Origin of the sequence: Glycocaulis sp. (assembly GCF_050485565.1) — a bacterium.
Classification (GTDB): domain Bacteria; phylum Pseudomonadota; class Alphaproteobacteria; order Caulobacterales; family Maricaulaceae; genus Glycocaulis.
Genome location: NZ_JBJHBQ010000002.1, coordinates 331348 through 347860 on the forward strand (window position 1 = coordinate 331348; position 16513 = coordinate 347860).

18 protein-coding genes are annotated in these 16513 nt (G+C 63.5%); 13 read left to right on the forward strand and 5 right to left on the reverse strand.

Annotation, left to right across the window (positions count from 1 at the left end; genetic code table 11):
- Positions 1–27 precede the first annotated feature (27 nt).
- On the reverse strand, positions 28–1665 hold the full coding sequence (locus tag ACQ5ID_RS03745) for a long-chain-fatty-acid--CoA ligase (protein WP_429911134.1): 1638 nt from the start codon (positions 1663–1665) through the stop codon (positions 28–30).
- Positions 1666–1857: 192 nt separating this feature from the next.
- On the opposite strand from ACQ5ID_RS03745, the gene ACQ5ID_RS03750 reads away from it, so the two are divergent.
- Complete coding sequence (locus ACQ5ID_RS03750) at positions 1858–2832, forward strand: threonine ammonia-lyase (RefSeq protein ID WP_429911135.1); 975 nt, start codon at positions 1858–1860, stop codon at positions 2830–2832.
- 74 nt (positions 2833–2906) lie between these two features.
- Here ACQ5ID_RS03750 and ACQ5ID_RS03755 read toward each other — a convergent pair whose 3' ends face one another.
- Positions 2907–3680 carry an SDR family oxidoreductase gene (locus ACQ5ID_RS03755; RefSeq protein WP_429911136.1) on the reverse strand — a complete coding sequence of 258 codons (774 nt, stop codon included), beginning with the start codon at positions 3678–3680 and terminating at the stop codon, positions 2907–2909.
- A 138-nt stretch (positions 3681–3818) separates the two neighbouring features.
- On the opposite strand from ACQ5ID_RS03755, the gene ACQ5ID_RS03760 reads away from it, so the two are divergent.
- Positions 3819–4724, forward strand: a complete 906-nt coding sequence (locus ACQ5ID_RS03760; RefSeq protein WP_429911137.1) for a LysR family transcriptional regulator — start codon at positions 3819–3821, stop codon at positions 4722–4724.
- On the opposite strand, the gene ACQ5ID_RS03765 is transcribed toward ACQ5ID_RS03760, so the two are convergent.
- The gene (locus ACQ5ID_RS03765; protein ID WP_429911138.1) at positions 4721–6874 is read right to left on the reverse strand and encodes a transglycosylase SLT domain-containing protein; all 2154 of its coding nucleotides are present in this window, start codon (positions 6872–6874) and stop codon (positions 4721–4723) included. The two genes, ACQ5ID_RS03760 and ACQ5ID_RS03765, sit on opposite strands and share 4 nt — an antisense overlap.
- A 154-nt stretch (positions 6875–7028) precedes the next feature.
- Between ACQ5ID_RS03765 and dapA the strand changes: the two genes are divergently transcribed.
- Positions 7029–7901, forward strand: coding sequence for a 4-hydroxy-tetrahydrodipicolinate synthase (gene dapA, locus ACQ5ID_RS03770; RefSeq protein WP_429911139.1), 873 nt, complete (start codon positions 7029–7031; stop codon positions 7899–7901).
- Positions 7898–8368, forward strand: coding sequence for an SsrA-binding protein SmpB (gene smpB, locus ACQ5ID_RS03775; RefSeq protein ID WP_371394603.1), 471 nt, complete (start codon positions 7898–7900; stop codon positions 8366–8368). The genes dapA and smpB overlap by 4 nt, the downstream gene beginning before the upstream one ends.
- Here the strand turns inward: smpB and ACQ5ID_RS03780 are convergent.
- A complete protein-coding gene (locus ACQ5ID_RS03780; protein ID WP_429911140.1) occupies positions 8365–9015 on the reverse strand; it encodes a uracil-DNA glycosylase in 651 nt (216 codons plus the stop codon). The genes smpB and ACQ5ID_RS03780 overlap by 4 nt on opposite strands.
- Positions 9005–9586 carry an NYN domain-containing protein gene (locus tag ACQ5ID_RS03785; protein ID WP_429911141.1) on the reverse strand — a complete coding sequence of 194 codons (582 nt, stop codon included), beginning with the start codon at positions 9584–9586 and terminating at the stop codon, positions 9005–9007. Before ACQ5ID_RS03785 ends, ACQ5ID_RS03780 begins: the two co-directional genes overlap by 11 nt.
- A 44-nt stretch (positions 9587–9630) precedes the next feature.
- Here ACQ5ID_RS03785 and folK point away from each other — a divergent pair, with 44 nt between their 5' ends.
- The 9 genes from folK to recO form a co-directional block, all read left to right on the forward strand.
- The gene (gene folK, locus ACQ5ID_RS03790; RefSeq protein WP_429911142.1) at positions 9631–10149 is read left to right on the forward strand and encodes a 2-amino-4-hydroxy-6-hydroxymethyldihydropteridine diphosphokinase; all 519 of its coding nucleotides are present in this window, start codon (positions 9631–9633) and stop codon (positions 10147–10149) included.
- A gap of 107 nt (positions 10150–10256) precedes the next feature.
- Positions 10257–10622 carry a DNA-directed RNA polymerase subunit omega gene (gene rpoZ / locus ACQ5ID_RS03795; RefSeq protein ID WP_429911143.1) on the forward strand — a complete coding sequence of 122 codons (366 nt, stop codon included), beginning with the start codon at positions 10257–10259 and terminating at the stop codon, positions 10620–10622.
- Between the two features lie 3 nt (positions 10623–10625).
- Positions 10626–12845, forward strand: coding sequence for a RelA/SpoT family protein (locus ACQ5ID_RS03800; protein WP_429911144.1), 2220 nt, complete (start codon positions 10626–10628; stop codon positions 12843–12845).
- Positions 12846–12874: 29 nt separating this feature from the next.
- Positions 12875–13462 carry an orotate phosphoribosyltransferase gene (gene pyrE, locus ACQ5ID_RS03805; protein ID WP_429911154.1) on the forward strand — a complete coding sequence of 196 codons (588 nt, stop codon included), beginning with the start codon at positions 12875–12877 and terminating at the stop codon, positions 13460–13462.
- Between the two features lie 5 nt (positions 13463–13467).
- The gene (locus tag ACQ5ID_RS03810; RefSeq protein ID WP_429911145.1) at positions 13468–14214 is read left to right on the forward strand and encodes a pyridoxine 5'-phosphate synthase; all 747 of its coding nucleotides are present in this window, start codon (positions 13468–13470) and stop codon (positions 14212–14214) included.
- Positions 14211–14624, forward strand: a complete 414-nt coding sequence (acpS, locus tag ACQ5ID_RS03815; protein WP_429911146.1) for a holo-ACP synthase — start codon at positions 14211–14213, stop codon at positions 14622–14624. Before ACQ5ID_RS03810 ends, acpS begins: the two co-directional genes overlap by 4 nt.
- A complete protein-coding gene (gene rnc, locus ACQ5ID_RS03820; protein ID WP_429911147.1) occupies positions 14621–15310 on the forward strand; it encodes a ribonuclease III in 690 nt (229 codons plus the stop codon). Before acpS ends, rnc begins: the two co-directional genes overlap by 4 nt.
- Positions 15300–16247 carry a GTPase Era gene (era, locus tag ACQ5ID_RS03825; RefSeq protein ID WP_429911148.1) on the forward strand — a complete coding sequence of 316 codons (948 nt, stop codon included), beginning with the start codon at positions 15300–15302 and terminating at the stop codon, positions 16245–16247. The genes rnc and era overlap by 11 nt, the downstream gene beginning before the upstream one ends.
- Before the next feature lie 156 nt (positions 16248–16403).
- On the forward strand, positions 16404–16513 hold a 110-nt coding region (gene recO / locus ACQ5ID_RS03830), incomplete at its 3' end, for a DNA repair protein RecO (protein WP_429911155.1).

Genomic DNA, 16513 nt, shown 5'->3' on the forward strand with positions numbered 1-16513 from the left:
GCCCGGAATGACGAGAGTAGGGCAGACCTACCCCGCATCCGGGAATTGATAGTCCTTGTAGATTTCCCGCAGGCGGGTTTTCAGGATCTTGCCGGTTGCGCCGAGCGGCATTTCGTCGATGAACTCGATCCCGTCCGGCACCCACCATTTGGGCAGGCGTTCGGCGAGGAATTCCTGAATGGCCTCGGCTGTGGGCGTGGTGTGCGGCTTGGGCTGGATCACCAGCAGCGGGCGCTCCTGCCATTTGGGGTGCGGCATGCCCACTGCGGCAGCCATCATCACCTCGGGGTGGCCCATGGCCACGTTTTCCAGATCGATGGAGCTGATCCATTCACCGCCGGACTTGATGACGTCCTTGGAGCGGTCGGTGATGGTCATGTAGCCATCCTCGTCGAGATAGCCGACATCGCCGGTGCGGAACCAGCCATCATCGGTGAAGGCTTCGGCGCCCGCGCCGCGGAAATAGGCATCGATGATCCAGGGACCGCGCACCTGGATATGGCCCGAAGACTTGCCGTCGCGCGGCAGCACATTGCCATCATCGTCCACGGCGCGCATTTCCACGCCATAGATCAGCCGGCCCTGTTTGAGCTTGATCTTGATCTTCTCGTCGTCGGAGAGGTCATCATGCTTGGGCAGGAGCTTGCCGACCGTACCCAGCGGGCTCATCTCGGTCATGCCCCAGCCCTGCTGCATGTCGACGCCATATTCGCCCTCATAGGCGCGCAGCAGCGCTTCGGGCATGGCAGAGCCGCCCATCAGCACATTGTCCACGCTGTCGATGCGCTTGCCGCTCTCGCGCAGATACTGCAACAGGCCGAGCCAGACGGTCGGCACGCCGAGCACCTGCGTCACCTGCTCGCTCTCGATCAGCTCTTGAAGCGATTTGCCGTCCAGCTGCGCGCCCGGCATGACCAGCTTGCCGCCGCCCATGGCCGTCGCATACGGCACGCCCCAGGCATTGACGTGGAACATCGGGACGACCGGCAGGATGGTGCCGCGTGAGCCGACGCCCAGCACGTCCTGTCCCAGACACGCCATCGCATGCAGCACGGTGGAGCGGTGGGAATAGAGCGCGCCCTTGGGGTCGCCCGTCGTGCCGGAGGTGTAGCACAGGCCGGCGGCGAGGTTCTCGTCAAACTCCGGCCAGTCAAACTCCGGCGAGGCGCTGTTCAGCAAAACCTCATAGGCATCGCATTTGGTGGCGATTTTTGGCGCGTGTGCGCTGTCCGTCATCACGATGAAGCGTTTGACGGTTTTGCACTTCTTGGCGATGGCATCGATGATCGGCGCGAACGACACGTCGAAGAAGACGTGCTTGGCCTTGGCGTGGTCGAGCATCCAGGCGATCTGGTCAGGCGCAAGGCGCGGATTGACCGTGTGGATGACGGCCCCGACGCCGGAAACCGCGTAATAAAGCTCCAGATGGCGGTGCGTATTCCAGGCAATGGTGGACACCCGGTCGCCGGACTTCACTTTCAGCGGGCCTGTCAGCACGTTGGCGAGGCGTTTGGCGCGGGCGTGGCAGTCTTTCCAGCCATAGCGGTGAATTTCGCTAGTATCCGGCAGGCGGCTCACGATCTCGCGGCCCCCGTGATTGTCGGCTGCATGCTGTAGAATGCCAGAAATCATCAGCTGGCGATTCATCATCTGTCCACGCAACATGGCGTTTGTCCTCCCGCTCGGATGTTACCGGCCATTCACAGGGCAGAGCATTTTGCCCGCCTGCCTGGCCCGTTGTTTGAAGTTGGCGTTATCAAAGGCGCGCCCGCGCTGCGATGCAATACCTTTTGCGCAACTCGTCCTCAGCGGATAAGGCCCTGATGCAGCAGGCGGCCATTGCGCGGAGGAAAGAGCATGCATCTACCCGGCTTCAGTGATGTCGTGGCCGCTGCGGCGCGCCTTGAGGGTCTGGCGGTCAGAACGCCCTTGCTATGGTCCCCCGCGCTCGACGAAGCTATCGGCGGGCGCGTGCTGGTAAAGGCCGAATGCCTGCAGCGTACCGGCTCGTTCAAGTTTCGCGGCGCGTACAACGCGATCTCGCTGATCCCGCAAGCCGGCCGGGCGCGCGGCGTGGTCGCCTTCTCCTCCGGCAATCACGCGCAAGGCATAGCCGAGGCGGCAAAGCTGTTTGGCATTCCGGCCACTATCGTGATGCCCGCCGACGCTCCCGCCATCAAGGCTGATGGTGTGCGGGCGAGGGGCGGCCGGGTCATTACCTTTGATCGCACACGCGAGGACCGCGAAGCCATCTCCCGGCGTCTATGCGAGGAGACAGGCGCCACGCTGATTCCCTCCTTTGACCATTTTGGCGTCATAGCCGGGCAGGGGACGTGCGGGCTGGAAATCACCCAGCAGCTTGAAGAGCGCGGCGAAACGGCAGATCAGCTCATCTGCTGTGTCGGTGGCGGCGGGCTTATTGCGGGCATCAATCTGGCGCTGGCTGAACGCGCGCCGGACATCGCGGTCTATGGCGCGGAGCCGGAAGGCTTTGATGATCATGCCCGCTCGCTTGCCTCCGGCCAGCGCGAGCGCAATGCCCGCACGGCCGGTTCTCTGCAGGACGCGCTTTTGTCGGAAGCGCCCGGCGTGATGACCTTCCCGATAAACCAGCCTCGCCTGAAAGGCGTCGGCGTGGTCAGCGATGCCGAGGCGATGGCTGCTGTCGCCTTTGCCTGGCGGCATCTGAAAATCGTGCTGGAGCCGGGCGGGGCGTGCGCACTCGCCGCCCTTCTTTCAGGGAAGATCGACGCGAAGGGCAAGACGACCGTGATTGTCGCCACGGGTGGCAATGTGGATGCGGCGGTGTTTGCAAAGGCGATAGGGGGCTGATCCTGTCATCAGCCGCTTCATGCAGGTGACCCGGGCACCGCATGACGGCTGCCCGGGTCCGCATCTGTGCTGTTCTACTTTGTGGTGTAGCCGCCATTGACCAGGATGGTCTGGCCCGTCATCCACCAGCCATCAGAAACCATGAAGCGGATATAGGGGACGATGTCCTCGATGTCGGTAAGCCCCGTTTTCGAGAAACCGGACAACGCCGCTGCCGTCTTATGGTAAGCCTGCGCTTCAACAGTTTCCTGGCCGTAGAAGAAGGGCGTGTCCATCGGGCCGGGGCCGATGGCCGTCACGGATATGCCCCGGTCGCCGTATTCCTTGGCTGCTGCGCGGGTGAAGTGCTCCACAGCCGCTTTGGTGCCGGCGTAGCTGGAATAGAAGGGCGTGAAAGCGCCCAGGAGCGATGACACCAGCGTGACCAGCTTGCCATTGTCATTCAGGTGTTTGCCTGCCTCCTTGATGAAGAAGAAGGCGCTCTTGGTGTTCACCACGCTCATCTCGTCGAACTCGGCCTCCGAGATGTCGGCGATGGGCTTCTTCAGTACCTTGCCGACGGTATTGATGGCGATATCCGGCCTGCCAAACTCAGCAACCACGTTCGCAAATAGCGACTCCATGGCCTTCGCGGATCGCAGGTCGGCCTGGAAAGCGGCTGCTTGTGCGCCGGCATCCTTGACGGCGGCAACGGTCGCCTCAGCGTCCGCGCGCGCCGCATCGCTGTTGTAGTGGATGGCGATCGCCTTGGCGCCGTGAGCGGCGAGATCGCGGGCGAGAAGCCCGCCAAGGTTTTTCGCGCCACCGGCGATGATGACAGTTTTACCTTTGATGCTGTGATCGGTCATTGGCTGGTCTCCTTCCAGGTTTGCGACCGGGCTGTTGGCCGCTTCTGCCTTTTGAAGGTGATCGTTTGCCTGTTGTGGATAAAGGTGCGATGCTCGACATCACTTGTCAAAATGCCCGAACAATAGGCGGAGAGTCTTTTGGATCGTATCGATCTGTTCCGTGTGTTCGTGCGGGTTGTGGATTCTGCCAGCTTCACCCGTGCTGCCGACACGCTCGGCATTCCGCGCTCTACCGTTTCGGCGGCCATTCAGGAGCTGGAAGGGCGCGTCGGCGCGCGGTTGCTACATCGCACGACCAGGAAGGTGTCGGTGACTCATGATGGCACGGCATTTTACGCACGCTGCCAGCGCGTTATCGCCGAGGTTGAGGATACCGAAAACCTGTTCAGGAAGGCCGGGAGTGAACCGACGGGCAGATTGCGTGTCGATGTGCCCGGCCGGATCGGGCGGCTGATTATCGCGCCTGCCTTGCCGGAGTTTCTCGAACGCTATCCCGGTATCGACATCGAGTTGGGTGTCACCGACCGGGCAGTGAGCCTTGTCGAGGATGCGGTCGACAGCGTGCTTCGTGTGGGTCCGCTCAGCGATTCCGGTCTGATCGCGCGGCCTTTGGGTAGGCTACCCTTGCTCAACGTCGCCAGCCCCGCCTACCTGGCACGCTTCGGAACGCCTCGCTCTCCAAAGGATCTGGGGGCACATTGGGCCGTGAACTATGCCTCGCCCTCAACCGGGCGGGTGGAAGAGTGGGAGTGGGTTGAGCAGGGAGAACAGCGAACCATGCCGGTACGCAGCCGCGTCACCGTCAACGGTGCCGAGGCCTATATCGCGTGTTGTCTCGCCGGGTCGGGCTTGATTCAGGTACCCGCCTACGACATCCAGAAGCATCTGGAAGCCGGTGAGCTGATCGACGTAATGCCGGGATATCGCGCGGAACCTATGCCGGTTGCTTTGCTATACCCCCACCGTCAGCATCTCTCCCGTCGGCTTCAGGCCTTCTTTGACTGGGTGGAGCCGCTGTTAAGGCAGCATCTGCTCCAGACCTAACTCCCGCCATCCTCGTCGTCCGCATCCGGTAGTGGTGCCATGCCCAGCTCTTCGCGGGCGGCGGCGTCGGCGGCCTCGATCTCGGCCAGCTGCTCGTCACTGAGATGGGGCAGGATGCGGCGCAGGCCGGCACCCGCTCCCACCATGTCGCGCTCGATCTCCAGCGGCACAGCAGTGTGGCCGGCCCGGCGGGCGCGGTAGACCTGCAGATTCTCGATCACGCGCTGCACATAATTGCGCGTTTCGGCAAACGGCAGGCTCTCCACCCAGTCGATCGGATCAATCGCGCCATAGCGCGGATCGCCATATTCCTGCACCCAGCGGCGCACGCGCCCGCCGCCGGCATTATAGGCGGCCAACGCCATGACGAGTGAGCCGTCATAATTGTCGACCACCTCCTGCAGATGGGCCATGCCAAGGCGCATATTGTAGTCGGGGTCATCGGTCAGCCACTCAAACTCGTACGGCAGGCCGAGCTGGCGGGCGGTCTGGCGGGCGGTGGCCGGCATCATCTGCATCATGCCGCGAGCACCAGCGCCGCTGACGGCGCGCGCATCAAATTCGGTTTCCTGCCGGATGACCGACAGCGTCAGGGAGGGGTCGGCCATGACCGGCGCATTGGACGGCACATCAATGACCGGGTAGGCGCGTTCGGCCAGTATCATGCCCTGCATGCGGCCAGCCTTGGCCGCGCGCACAGACTCGCGCAGGCGCAAATGGTCCAGCGCGATATCGGCCAGCATGGCCTGTTCTGCCGGTGTTTCCATGCGCCCCTCCAGATGGGCCGCGAACGTCCGGAAGAGGAAGGTCTGGTTCAGCTCGCCGAGCATGCGTAAGGCCAGAACCTGCTCGCGCTCATTGAAGGCGGCGCGCTCGGCCTCAGTGATGACCGGATCGGCGGGCAGGTCGAGCTCGGCTGCCGCGCCGCCAAGCGCCAGAATGGCCAGCTGGCCGTAATAGGTGGTGGCGTGCTGGGCAGCGGCCATGAAGCGTTCGCGGGCGAGCAGGGGATTGCCTGCGGCCTCTGCGGCGCGCCCTTGCCAGTATTTGGCCCGCCCGAGCGATACAGGCGTGGTGACGCCCGTTTCCAGCCGGTTGAAATGGGCCAGAGCATCTTCGGGCTGGTTCAGGTGCACCAGCGCCAGCCAGCCAGCCAGAAATTCCGCATCGGCAAACGCCACGCCAGATGTCATGCCGTTGGAAGCCGCCAGCCGGTAGGCGGTGGCGTGATCGTTGGAGCGCATCAGATCAAGGATGATCAGCTTGCGTTCGGTCCACATCGATTCCAGTGCAACGGTGTTGGTGTGGGCATCCGGCAGCTCCAGTGCCAGCTGCAGCGCGCCATCGGCATTGCCCGCCCGCCGCCGCCAGCGCGTGCGCTCGAACACCAGGCCCGGATCATTCTGCAGGCTGGGCGGTACGGCATTTACCGCGCCGTCGACACCGCTGCCCCGCGCGGCCAACCGGATACGGGCATCGGCAACGCGGCGTTCACCGGCCGCCAGCTGGGGCAGCAGGGCGCTGGCCAGGCTGCGCTGACCGGCCCAGAGCAGGAAATCCACGCGCTCGGCGTGGTCGGCGGCGGTCAGAATGCTGCCATGCTCGCGCAGCACGCGGCTCTGATGGGTCTGGCGCAGGGACTGGGTCCGCCATGCCTCACGTATCTGCTCGCGGCCCTCGTCAACGCGGCCCAGGGCGATAAGCGCCTCGCCCCAGGCGATGCGGCCTTCGCCAGTCAAGGGTTCGCGCCGGGCAAACCAGCCCGCGGTCAGGTCCGGTCCCATGCCCGCTTCTGCGAGCTTCCATTCAGCCTCACGCTGGATCGCCGCCTGGCGCGGCCAGCCCTCCAGCGCCTCCAGCGCCATATGCAGCTCGGAGAAGATCGCGCGCGCATCCGCCGACGCAATCCGCCAGAGCAGGAGGTTCTGCGCGACCGGGTGGGAAATGTTGAAGCGTGCCTCGCGCACAAAGGTCCAGTCGCCTGCATCAGCCGCCCGCAAGCCCCGGCGCAAAAGGTCGAAATCAGCATCATTCAGGATCGCCGAATGATTGGCCATGGGCGGTTTGAGCCGCGGCACCGGCGCATCGCCAAAGGCGGGCGCGCTCAGCATGGATACTGAAAGGGCGAGCAGGGCGGCACGCAACAGCATGGGGGCAAACTCCTGGCGGCAGGCAGATCTACAGACTCGTCCAACGCGCGCGCACTGTCCACAGCGATTGCAGCGGCTTGGCGCGCGGTGTTGCAATCGATATGGTCCGCGCCCATTTGCGCTGGCGCACTCTTCTCACAAGGCAATGCAAACCATGTTCCGCGGCTCTTTTACGGCACTCATCACCCCTTTCAGCAACGGCCAGGTCGATACCGCCGCGCTGAAACGCGTGGTCGAGCACCAGATAAAGGCGGGAAGCCATGGGCTGGTGCCGGTCGGCACTACGGGCGAGTGCGTCACGCTGAGCGATGACGAGCACCGTCATGTCGTGGAGACCGTTATTGCCACGGCGGCAGGCCGGGTGCCGGTTATCGCTGGCGCAGGGTCCAACAACACCGCCCACGCGATTGAGCTGGCGCGCTTTGCCAAGGCTGCGGGCGCGGATGCGGTGCTGGTCGCTGCGCCCTATTACAACAAGCCCTCGCAGGAGGGGCTGGCGGCGCATTATCTCGCCATCGCCGACGCGGTGGAAATTCCGCTCTTTATCTACAATGTGCCGGGGCGGTCTATCGTGGATGTCTCGGTTGAGACCATGGCCCGCATCGCCAAGCACCCGAACATTATCGGGGTGAAGGACGCGACGGGCGATATTGCCCGCGTGACGCAGCATCGCCGCGCCATCGGCGCTGAGTTCATCCAGCTCTCCGGCGAAGATGGCAGCGCGCTGGGCTATAACGCGCATGGCGGCGTAGGCGTGATTTCTGTGTCGTCGAATGTGGCACCCGCCCTGTGCGCGGCGTTCCAGAACGCAACACTGGAGAGGCGCTGGGACGAGGCGCGCGCGCTTAATGACCGTCTGCAACCGCTCCATGAGGTGTTGTTCGCCTATTCCAGCCCGTCACCTGCGAAATACGCCGCGAGCCTGCTGGGCCTGTGCTCAGCCGAAGTGCGTCTGCCGCTGGTGGAATGCCCCGACGCGGTGAAGGCGCGGATCAGGTCGGTGATGGAAGAGTTGTCGCTGATATGAGCAAGAGCGACGATAACGGGCTTATCGCCGTCAACCGGCGTGCGCGCTTCGATTACGAGATCGAGGACACGATGGAAGCTGGCCTGATGCTGGTCGGCACCGAGGTGAAATCCCTGCGTCAGGGACGGGCGAATATTGCCGAAGCCTATGTCAGCGTGGAGCGCGATGGCGCGCTCTACCTGATCAATGCCGATTTTCCCCCTTACGAGGGCGGCAATCGCTTCAATCACGAGCCGCGCCGTCATCGCAAGCTGCTGCTCCACAAGAAGCAGATGGCCCAACTGGCCGGCGCGGTGCAGCGCGAGGGACGCACCATCATCCCCTTGCGGCTCTATTTCAACGACCGGGGTCTCGCCAAGCTCCTGATTGGCCTCGCCAAGGGCAAGAAGACCATCGACAAGCGCGAAACCATCAAGGAGCGTGAGTGGAACCGCTCCAAGGCCCGCCTGATGAAAGATTTCGGCTAAAGCCGCGCTTTGGCCTTCTCGAACACAGCATGGAACATGGGCTCTGTCAGCCGGCCCGTGTTCGTGTTGTAGCGTGAGCAGTGATAGCTATCGATCAGGGTGAGGGGGCCTTGCGGGCCTTTCACCTCATGCTCTGCCCCGTGGGCAAACTTGAAACCCGCTGGACGATGGCCCAGCGCGCGCAGCGTGTTCTCATGCGCGATACGCCCCAGCGCGATTATCACTTTCAGCCTGGGTAGGGCCGCGATGCGCGCGGCCAGGAAGGGCCGGCAATTGGCCATTTCCTCGCCCACCGGCTTGTTCTGCGGCGGAGCGCAGCGCACGGCATTGGTGATCATGGCGTCGTGCAGGGTCAGGCCATCAGCTGGGTCGGCCTTATAGGTGCCTTTTGAGAAGCCATAGGTCTCAATCGTCGCGTAGAGCAGATCGCCCGCCCAGTCGCCGGTGAAGGGCCGGGCGGTGCGATTGGCTCCTGTCCGTCCCGGTGCCAGCCCCACGATCAGCAGGCGCGCGTTGGCGTCACCGAAGGAGGGGACGGCCCCATTGAACCAGTCCGGCTCCTGACGGGCGTTTTCCTGCCGGTAGGCGACAAGGCGCGGGCAGAGCGGGCAGGCGGGCTGCGGCTCGGCCGGCACGCTATGCGTCATCGTCATTGTCGGTGGTTGGGGGCACGAAGTCTTCACGGGCGCGGCGCTCGCGGCCCACAAGGCGGCCAAGCTCGGCCAGCTCGATGAAATTGTCGGCCTGACGGCGCAGATCGTCGGCGATCATGGGCGGCTGGGACTTCAGCGTGGACACGACCGAAACGCGTACGCCTCTGCGTTGCACGGCCTCGACCACTTTGCGGAAATCACCGTCACCGGAGAACAGCAGGATATGGTCGAGATAGCCAGCCGCCTCAAAGATATCGACGGCTATCTCGACATCCATATCGCCCTTGATGCGGCGGCGGCCATGTTCGTCGGTATATTCGCGCGCCGCCTTCGTGACGATGGAGAACCCGTTATAATCCAGCCAGTCGACGAGGGGGCGGATAGGGGTGTAATCGTCATTCTCCAGGAGGGCGGTGTAATAATTGGCCCGCACCAGCCGGCCGCGTTTCCTGAATTCTTCGAGTAACTTGCGGTAGTCGATGTCAAAATCGAGGGCGCGGGCTGCGGAATAGAGGTTGGCACCGTCGATAAAAAGGCCGATGCGCTCATTGGGATAGAATGTCATGGGGCTCCTTAAGGGGCTTATCGCGAACTGAAATAGGCAGTGTTTTGAGTATCTACATCGCTTTTGGCTCAAACCAAGCCTTTGGCAGCATACAGCCAGCCGCATTGCTCTGCGAGGCGGGAAATGCGCTTGAGGCCAAAGGTGTCCAGCTTGTTGCGCGCTCCTCGCTCTGGCGGTCGCCTGCCTGGCCGGATCCGGCAGACCCGGCTTATGTGAATGCTGTGGCTGAAGTTGAAACGCGCCTGACGCCGCCTGAGTTGCTTGCCTGCCTGCATGAGGTGGAGGCGCAGTTCGGACGGGTGCGCGCCGTGCGCAATGCGCCGCGCACGCTTGATCTGGATATCATCGATTTTGACGGCCTGGTAGCCGGTGAGGCGCAGGGGCCGCTCCTGCCACATCCGCGCGCGCATCAGCGCGCCTTCGTTCTGCTGCCCCTTGCCGAGATCGCGCCGGACTGGACTCACCCCGAGACGGGCGAGGGAATTGCCGCCCTTACAGAGGCGCTTGCCCGCGCGGATGTTGAAGCGACGACGCGCCTTGGCATGTTTGCCGCTAAGAGCTGAACCTTTGTGCAGCGCAGCGCCGCGCTTGAAGCGGGAGCCGCACTAAGGTATCAGGAGGGTTCGCTATTACCCCCGACCCCCTGTTTGCATTGGGAGCGTCCACGCTCATGGCTCGCGTTACTGTCGAAGACTGCATCGAAAAAATCCCCAACCGGTTCCGGCTGGTCCTTCTGTCTGCGCACCGCGCCCGCAATATCGCGGCCGGTTCCCAGCTGCAGATTGACCGGGACAACGACAAGAACCCGGTTGTGGCGTTGCGCGAGGTAGCCGAGGAAAAGCTGGATCTCGACGCATTGTCGGAAAGCCTGGTTGCCGGTCTGGAGCGTGTCATTCCCGCCGATGAAGACGAGGACGATGCGCGCCATGACGCCGCTGAAGCTCCGCGCGCGCTTCCGGCTCCGGAAATGGACGAGGCGGCCATGCTGCGCGCCCTGCAGAGCGATCGGGACGGGCCGGCAGACGGCCGTTTGTAAGCATTGGGCGGGGTAGCGCTCAGCGCGTCCGCCGAAGCGCCGGGAAGTATCCCAAGCGCCGATGAGCTCATTGCGCGGGTAAGGGCCTATCATCCCAATGCGGATGCAGACCTTATCCGGCGCGCCTATGAGTATTCGCGCGACAAGCATTCCCATCAGAAACGCCATTCGGGTGAGCCCTATTACGGGCACACGGTGGCTGTTGCGATGCTTCTGGCCGATCTGCACCTTGACGTGGCAACCGTCTGCACGGGCCTTCTTCACGATACAGTTGAAGATACGGATGCAACGCTCGAAGAAATAACAGAATTGTTCGGCGATGATGTCGCCCGGCTTGTCGATGGCGAGACCAAGCTCAGCCAGATGGAGCTGATCAACAAGCGCACCCGTCAGGCCGAAAATTTCCAGAAACTCGTGCTGGCCATCACCGATGATGTCCGCGTGCTGCTGGTGAAGCTGTGCGACCGGCTGCACAATATGCGCACGCTGCATTTCATGCCCAAGCCGGAAAAGCGCGAACGCATCGCCCGCGAAACGCTGGAGATTTACGCGCCGCTGGCCCGGCGTATCGGTGTGAACCGGATCTGCGTGGAGCTGGAAGACCTGGCTTTCCGCAACATCAATCCCGATGCCTACGAGTCCATTACCCGCCGGCTGGCCGCGCTGCGCACCACACGCGCCTCTGCCATTGCTGCCATGTCGTCGCTCTTGTCCCAGCGGCTGGAGGAGGCGGGCATAGACTGCCGCGTGTTCGGACGCGAGAAGCGGCCCTATTCGATCTGGCGCAAGCTGGAGCGCAAGGGGACCTCGTTTGACGATATCGCCGACATCTATGCCTTCCGCGTGATCGTGAACACGCCGGATGAATGCTACCGGACTCTGGGCGTGATCCATCAGAACTGGCGCTCGGTGCCGGAGCGCTTCCACGACTATATCTCCACACCCAAGCCCAATAATTACCGATCGCTGCACACCACGATTGTCGGTCCGCACAATGTGCGCATGGAGCTGCAGATACGTACCGAGGCGATGGAGGCGGTAGCCGAGACCGGCGTGGCCGCACACTGGCGCTACAAGGCCGGCCGGTACGGCTATGATCCCAAATCAGCGCGGGAGGCGGGCGGCGATCCGCTCAGCCGCCTGCGCGCCTTTGTCGAGATCCTCGAGCAGGGCGGTGATCCGGACGAGTTCCTGGAACATGCCAAGCTGGAGATGCTCACAGACCAGGTCTACGCCTTCACGCCCAAGGGCGAGCTGATTGCCCTGCCACAGGGTGCAACGCCGCTGGACTTTGCCTATGCGGTCCATACCGAGCTGGGGGCAGGCGCTGTCGGCGTGCGCATCAATGGACGCGAGCGCCCGCTGAGAACGCGCCTGCGCAATGGCGATACGGTGGAGATCATCAAGGGCGGTGTGCGTCAGCCGCCCGCCGGGTGGGAAGACCTGGTGGTCACAGGGCGCGCCAAGGCCGCGATCCGCAAGCTGATCCGCGAAACCCAGCTGCAGGAGTTTGAGCGGCTCGGCAAGGTGATTGCCGAGCATGCCTTCCAGCGCGAGGGCAAGGCGTTCAAGGAAAACATGTTGAGTGAAGCGCTCGCCCGGCTCGACCTGAAATCCGCGCCGGAACTCTACCAGGCGCTGGGGCGCGGCCAGATCACCTCAACCCAGCTTTTCGACGCCGTGTTTCCCGGCCAGCGCGAGAAAAACCCCAATGATCCGAGCCAGCGCGAGCTGATCGACGACGAGAAAGGCGCGCTCTACGTGCATGGCAGTGGTCTGACGCCCGGCGTGTCGCTGCATTTTGCTGCCTGCTGCTCGCCGCTGCCCGGTGACCGGATTGTCGGGATATTGCGTGAAGGTAGCGGCGTTGAAGTGCATGTCATTGACTGCGAACGCCTGGCGGAGCTGGAGGAAGAAGACCCGGCCTCCGGCGATAACTGGATCGACCTGAAATGGACGCCTGAAGCGCGCTCGAACGCTGTTTCGGTAGGCCGGGTACTGGCGACGGTGCGCAATGAGCCGGGCGTGCTGGCCGAGATTGCCGGCGCGGTTGGTGAGGCACGTGGCAACATCACCAATATCAAGACATTGTCGCGCTCGCGCGATTTCTTCGACATGGCGTTCGATATCGAAGTGGTGGACGTGCGCCATCTGTCCAATATCGTCGCTGCACTGAAGACGTGTGACCGGGTAGTCAGTGCCGAGCGCGCCCGCTACGAGTAGCGCCGCGTTTTATCGGGAGGCCGGACATGATGACCGCAGACGAAGTGCTGGACGAGTTCCGCGAGGCGGGTGCCTTGCTGGAGGGCCATTTCATCCTGTCATCGGGCCTGCGCAGCCCGGTCTTTCTGCAAAAGGCGCTGGTCTTCCGCGAGCCTGCCCGCACCGAAAAGCTGTGCAAGGCGATGGCCGAGGCGGTGCGCGCGAAGGTTCAGGACAATATCACGGCCATCGTCTCGCCCGCGCTGGGCGGGATTATTCCGGGCTATGAAACGGCGCGCCAGCTGGGCCTGCCTTTCCTGTTCGTCGAGCGCGAGGATGGCGAGTTCCGCCTGCGCCGCGGCTTCCAGCTGACGGCGGCTGACCGCGTACTGGTTGTCGAGGACATCGTGACGACGGGTCTCTCCTCGCGTGAATGTATCGACGCGATATCGAAGACCGGTGCCAAAGTGGTGGCTGAATGCTGCCTCGTGGACCGTTCTGGCGGACGCGCCGATGTCGGCGTGCCGCTTATCGCGCTCGCGACGGTGGCCTTCCCGGCCTATGCCGAAGATGCGTTGCCGCCGGAGCTGGAGCGCATTCCGGCTATCAAGCCCGGTAGCCGGGGGCTGGAGGCGTAAGGCAGATGTTGCGTCTGGGCCTCAATATCGATCACGTCGCGACCATCAGGAATGCCCGCGGTGGCACGCATCCCGATCCGGTGCGTGCGGCGGCGGTGGCGCAAAGCGCTGGCGCGGACGGCATCACCATCCATTTGCGTGAAGACCGGCGTCATATCCGCGATGGTGATCTGGAGGCTATCCGCTCGGCCACGCGCCTGCCGATCAATCTGGAAATGGCCGCGACCGACGAGATGGCGGAGATCGCAGAGCGCTTTAAGCCCCATGCCGCCTGCCTGGTGCCGGAAAAGCGCGAGGAGCGCACGACAGAGGGCGGGCTGGACGTGGCGGGCCTGCACAACACGATTGCGCCGATTGTACGCCGCCTGAAAGACGCTGGCTGCCGTGTCTCGCTCTTCATCGAGCCGGACCCGGTGCAGATTGCGGTAGCCGAGGTTCTGGGCGCGCCGGTCGTGGAGCTGCACACCGGGCGCTATGCCGAGCTCTGGCTGGAGGGCGATGAGGCGGGCGTGGCGCGTGAGCTGGAACGCCTGCAGGACGCGGCCAGAGAGGCCGTCCGGCGTGGTATCGAACCGCATGCCGGTCATGGCCTGACCTTTGACAATGTGAAGCCGGTGGCGGCCATACCGGAGCTGGCCGAGCTCAATATCGGCCATTTCCTCATCGGCGAGGCGATTTTCACCGGGCTGGAGACGGCCGTGAAGCGCATGCGCGCCTTGATGGATGAAGCGCGTGCGGAGAAGGTCGCGTGATAATCGGCATCGGCACCGATATTATTGATATCCGCCGCATCGAGCGGTCGATCGAGCGATTTGGCGACCGCTTCAAGAACCGGGTTTTCAGCGCAGGCGAGCGCGCCAAGGCGGAAAGCCGCATGCGCGAGGTGGACACCTATGCCAAACGCTTTGCCGCCAAGGAAGCGACCGCCAAGGCGCTGGGTACCGGCATTTACCGGGGCGTGATCTGGCGCGATCTGGAAGTCATCAACCTCAAAGGCGGCAAGCCGACCATGAACCTTTCGGGCAAGGCGCTGGAGCGTGCGCGCGCGCTGACGCCCGAAGGCATGGATTTCACCGTTCACCTGACCCTGACCGATGATTACCCCTGGGCGCAGGCATTCGCGATCCTGGAAGCGATCCCGAAGGCGGAGCCGGGCGCATGACCAACCGGATCAAGCGCCTTGAGGAGGTTGTCGGCTACAAATTCACCGATCCCGGCCTGCTGGAAATCGCGCTGACGCATGCGAGCCATGGCGATGGCCGCCGCCGCACCGATTCCAACGAACGCATGGAGTTTCTGGGAGACCGCGTGCTGGGGCTTCTGGTCGCCGAGCAGCTCTACGCCATGTTTGAAGGGCTTAGCGAGGGCGGGCTGGCGCATCGTCTGAACGCGCTCGTCAACAAGGGCGCATGCGCGCGCGTGGCCCGCTCACTGGGGCTGGGGGAGGCGTTGCTACTGTCGCCGGGCGAAGAACGTCTGGGTGGACGCGACAAGGAATCCATCCTCGGTGATGCCTGCGAGGCGTTGATCGGTGCTATCTATCTTGATGGCGGGCTGCCGGCCGCACGTACCTTTTTCGCCGCCGCGTGGGAGGAGGAGCTGGCCCAGCTCACCCGCCAGACCAAGGACGCGAAATCCTATCTGCAGGAATGGGCGGCGCGCAATAGCCTGCCAGCGCCAGCCTATCAGCTGGTATCGCGCAAAGGGCCGGACCATCGCCCGCATTTCACGGTGGAAGTGACGATAGACGGGCTGGAACCTGCTATGGGTGAAGGCGCGACCAAACAGGCCGCGCAGCGCGCCGCCGCAGACGCCATGCTCAAACGGGAACACGCCCATGACCAGTAAGGACACCACCCGCGCAGGCTTTGTCGCCGTGATGGGTGCGCCCAATGCGGGCAAATCCAGCCTAGTGAACGCGCTGGTCGGCCAGAAGGTCTCCATCGTCACCCACAAGGTGCAGACCACGCGCTTCCAGATACGCGGCGTGATGATGAAGGACCGCACGCAGGTCGTGCTGGTCGATACGCCCGGCGTGTTCGCGCCGCGCCGCCGCCTCGACCGGGCGATGGTGAAAGCGGCCTGGGCCGGGGCAGACGAGGCCGATGCCATCGTCCATGTCGTCGATGCGGCTGCCGCATCGCGCGTGCTGAAGGGCCGGACAGGCGGGCAAGATGCGCGCGCCGATGAAGACACGCGCCGCGTGATCGAAGGGCTAAAAAACGCCAATCGCACGGCCATTCTGGCGCTCAACAAGATTGATCTCATCAAGCGGGACGAACTTCTCGCGCTGGCGCAAAGTCTCCATGAAACAGGTGCTTACAGCGAGGTCTTCATGGTCTCTGCGAGCAATGGCAGCGGCGTGAAGGACCTCGCCGCGCGCCTGGTCGCGCTGATGCCCGAAGGCGAGTTCTTCTATGATGAGGACCAGATTGCCGATCTGCCCATGCGCCTGCTCGCTGCCGAGATCACCCGCGAAAAACTCTTCCTGCGCGTGCATGACGAGCTGCCCTATGGCCTCACGGTGGAGACCGATAGCTGGCAGGACCGCAAGGATGGCTCGGTGCGTATCGAGCAAACCATTTATGTCGAGCGCGAAGGCCACAAGCCGATGGTCATCGGCAAGGGCGGCCAGACGCTCAAAACCATTGGCGAGCTGGCCCGCAAGGAGCTCTCTGCCGATCTGGAGCGCGAGGTTCACCTCTTCCTGCACGTGAAGGTCCGTCCAGGCTGGAGCGAGGAGCGCGCGCGCTATTCCGCCCTCGGCCTGGAGTTTGATGCGTGAGTAGACTTCCTCATTCGGCCATTGACTGGCGTTTCACCGGCGAAAGCCGGTGCCCAGACTTTTTCTGGATCCCGGCTTCCGCCGGGAAAACGCTGTTGATGGGTGGGGCTCTGCCAAGAACGATGACGGGCGTAAAAAGCGTCAAAGACGGCCCCCATGGAATGGACTGACACAGGCCGCATCATCGCTGTGCGCAATTACGGCGAGACCAGCGCCATTGTGGAGCTGCTCACCCCGGAGCATGGACGTCACCCCGGTCTGGTGCG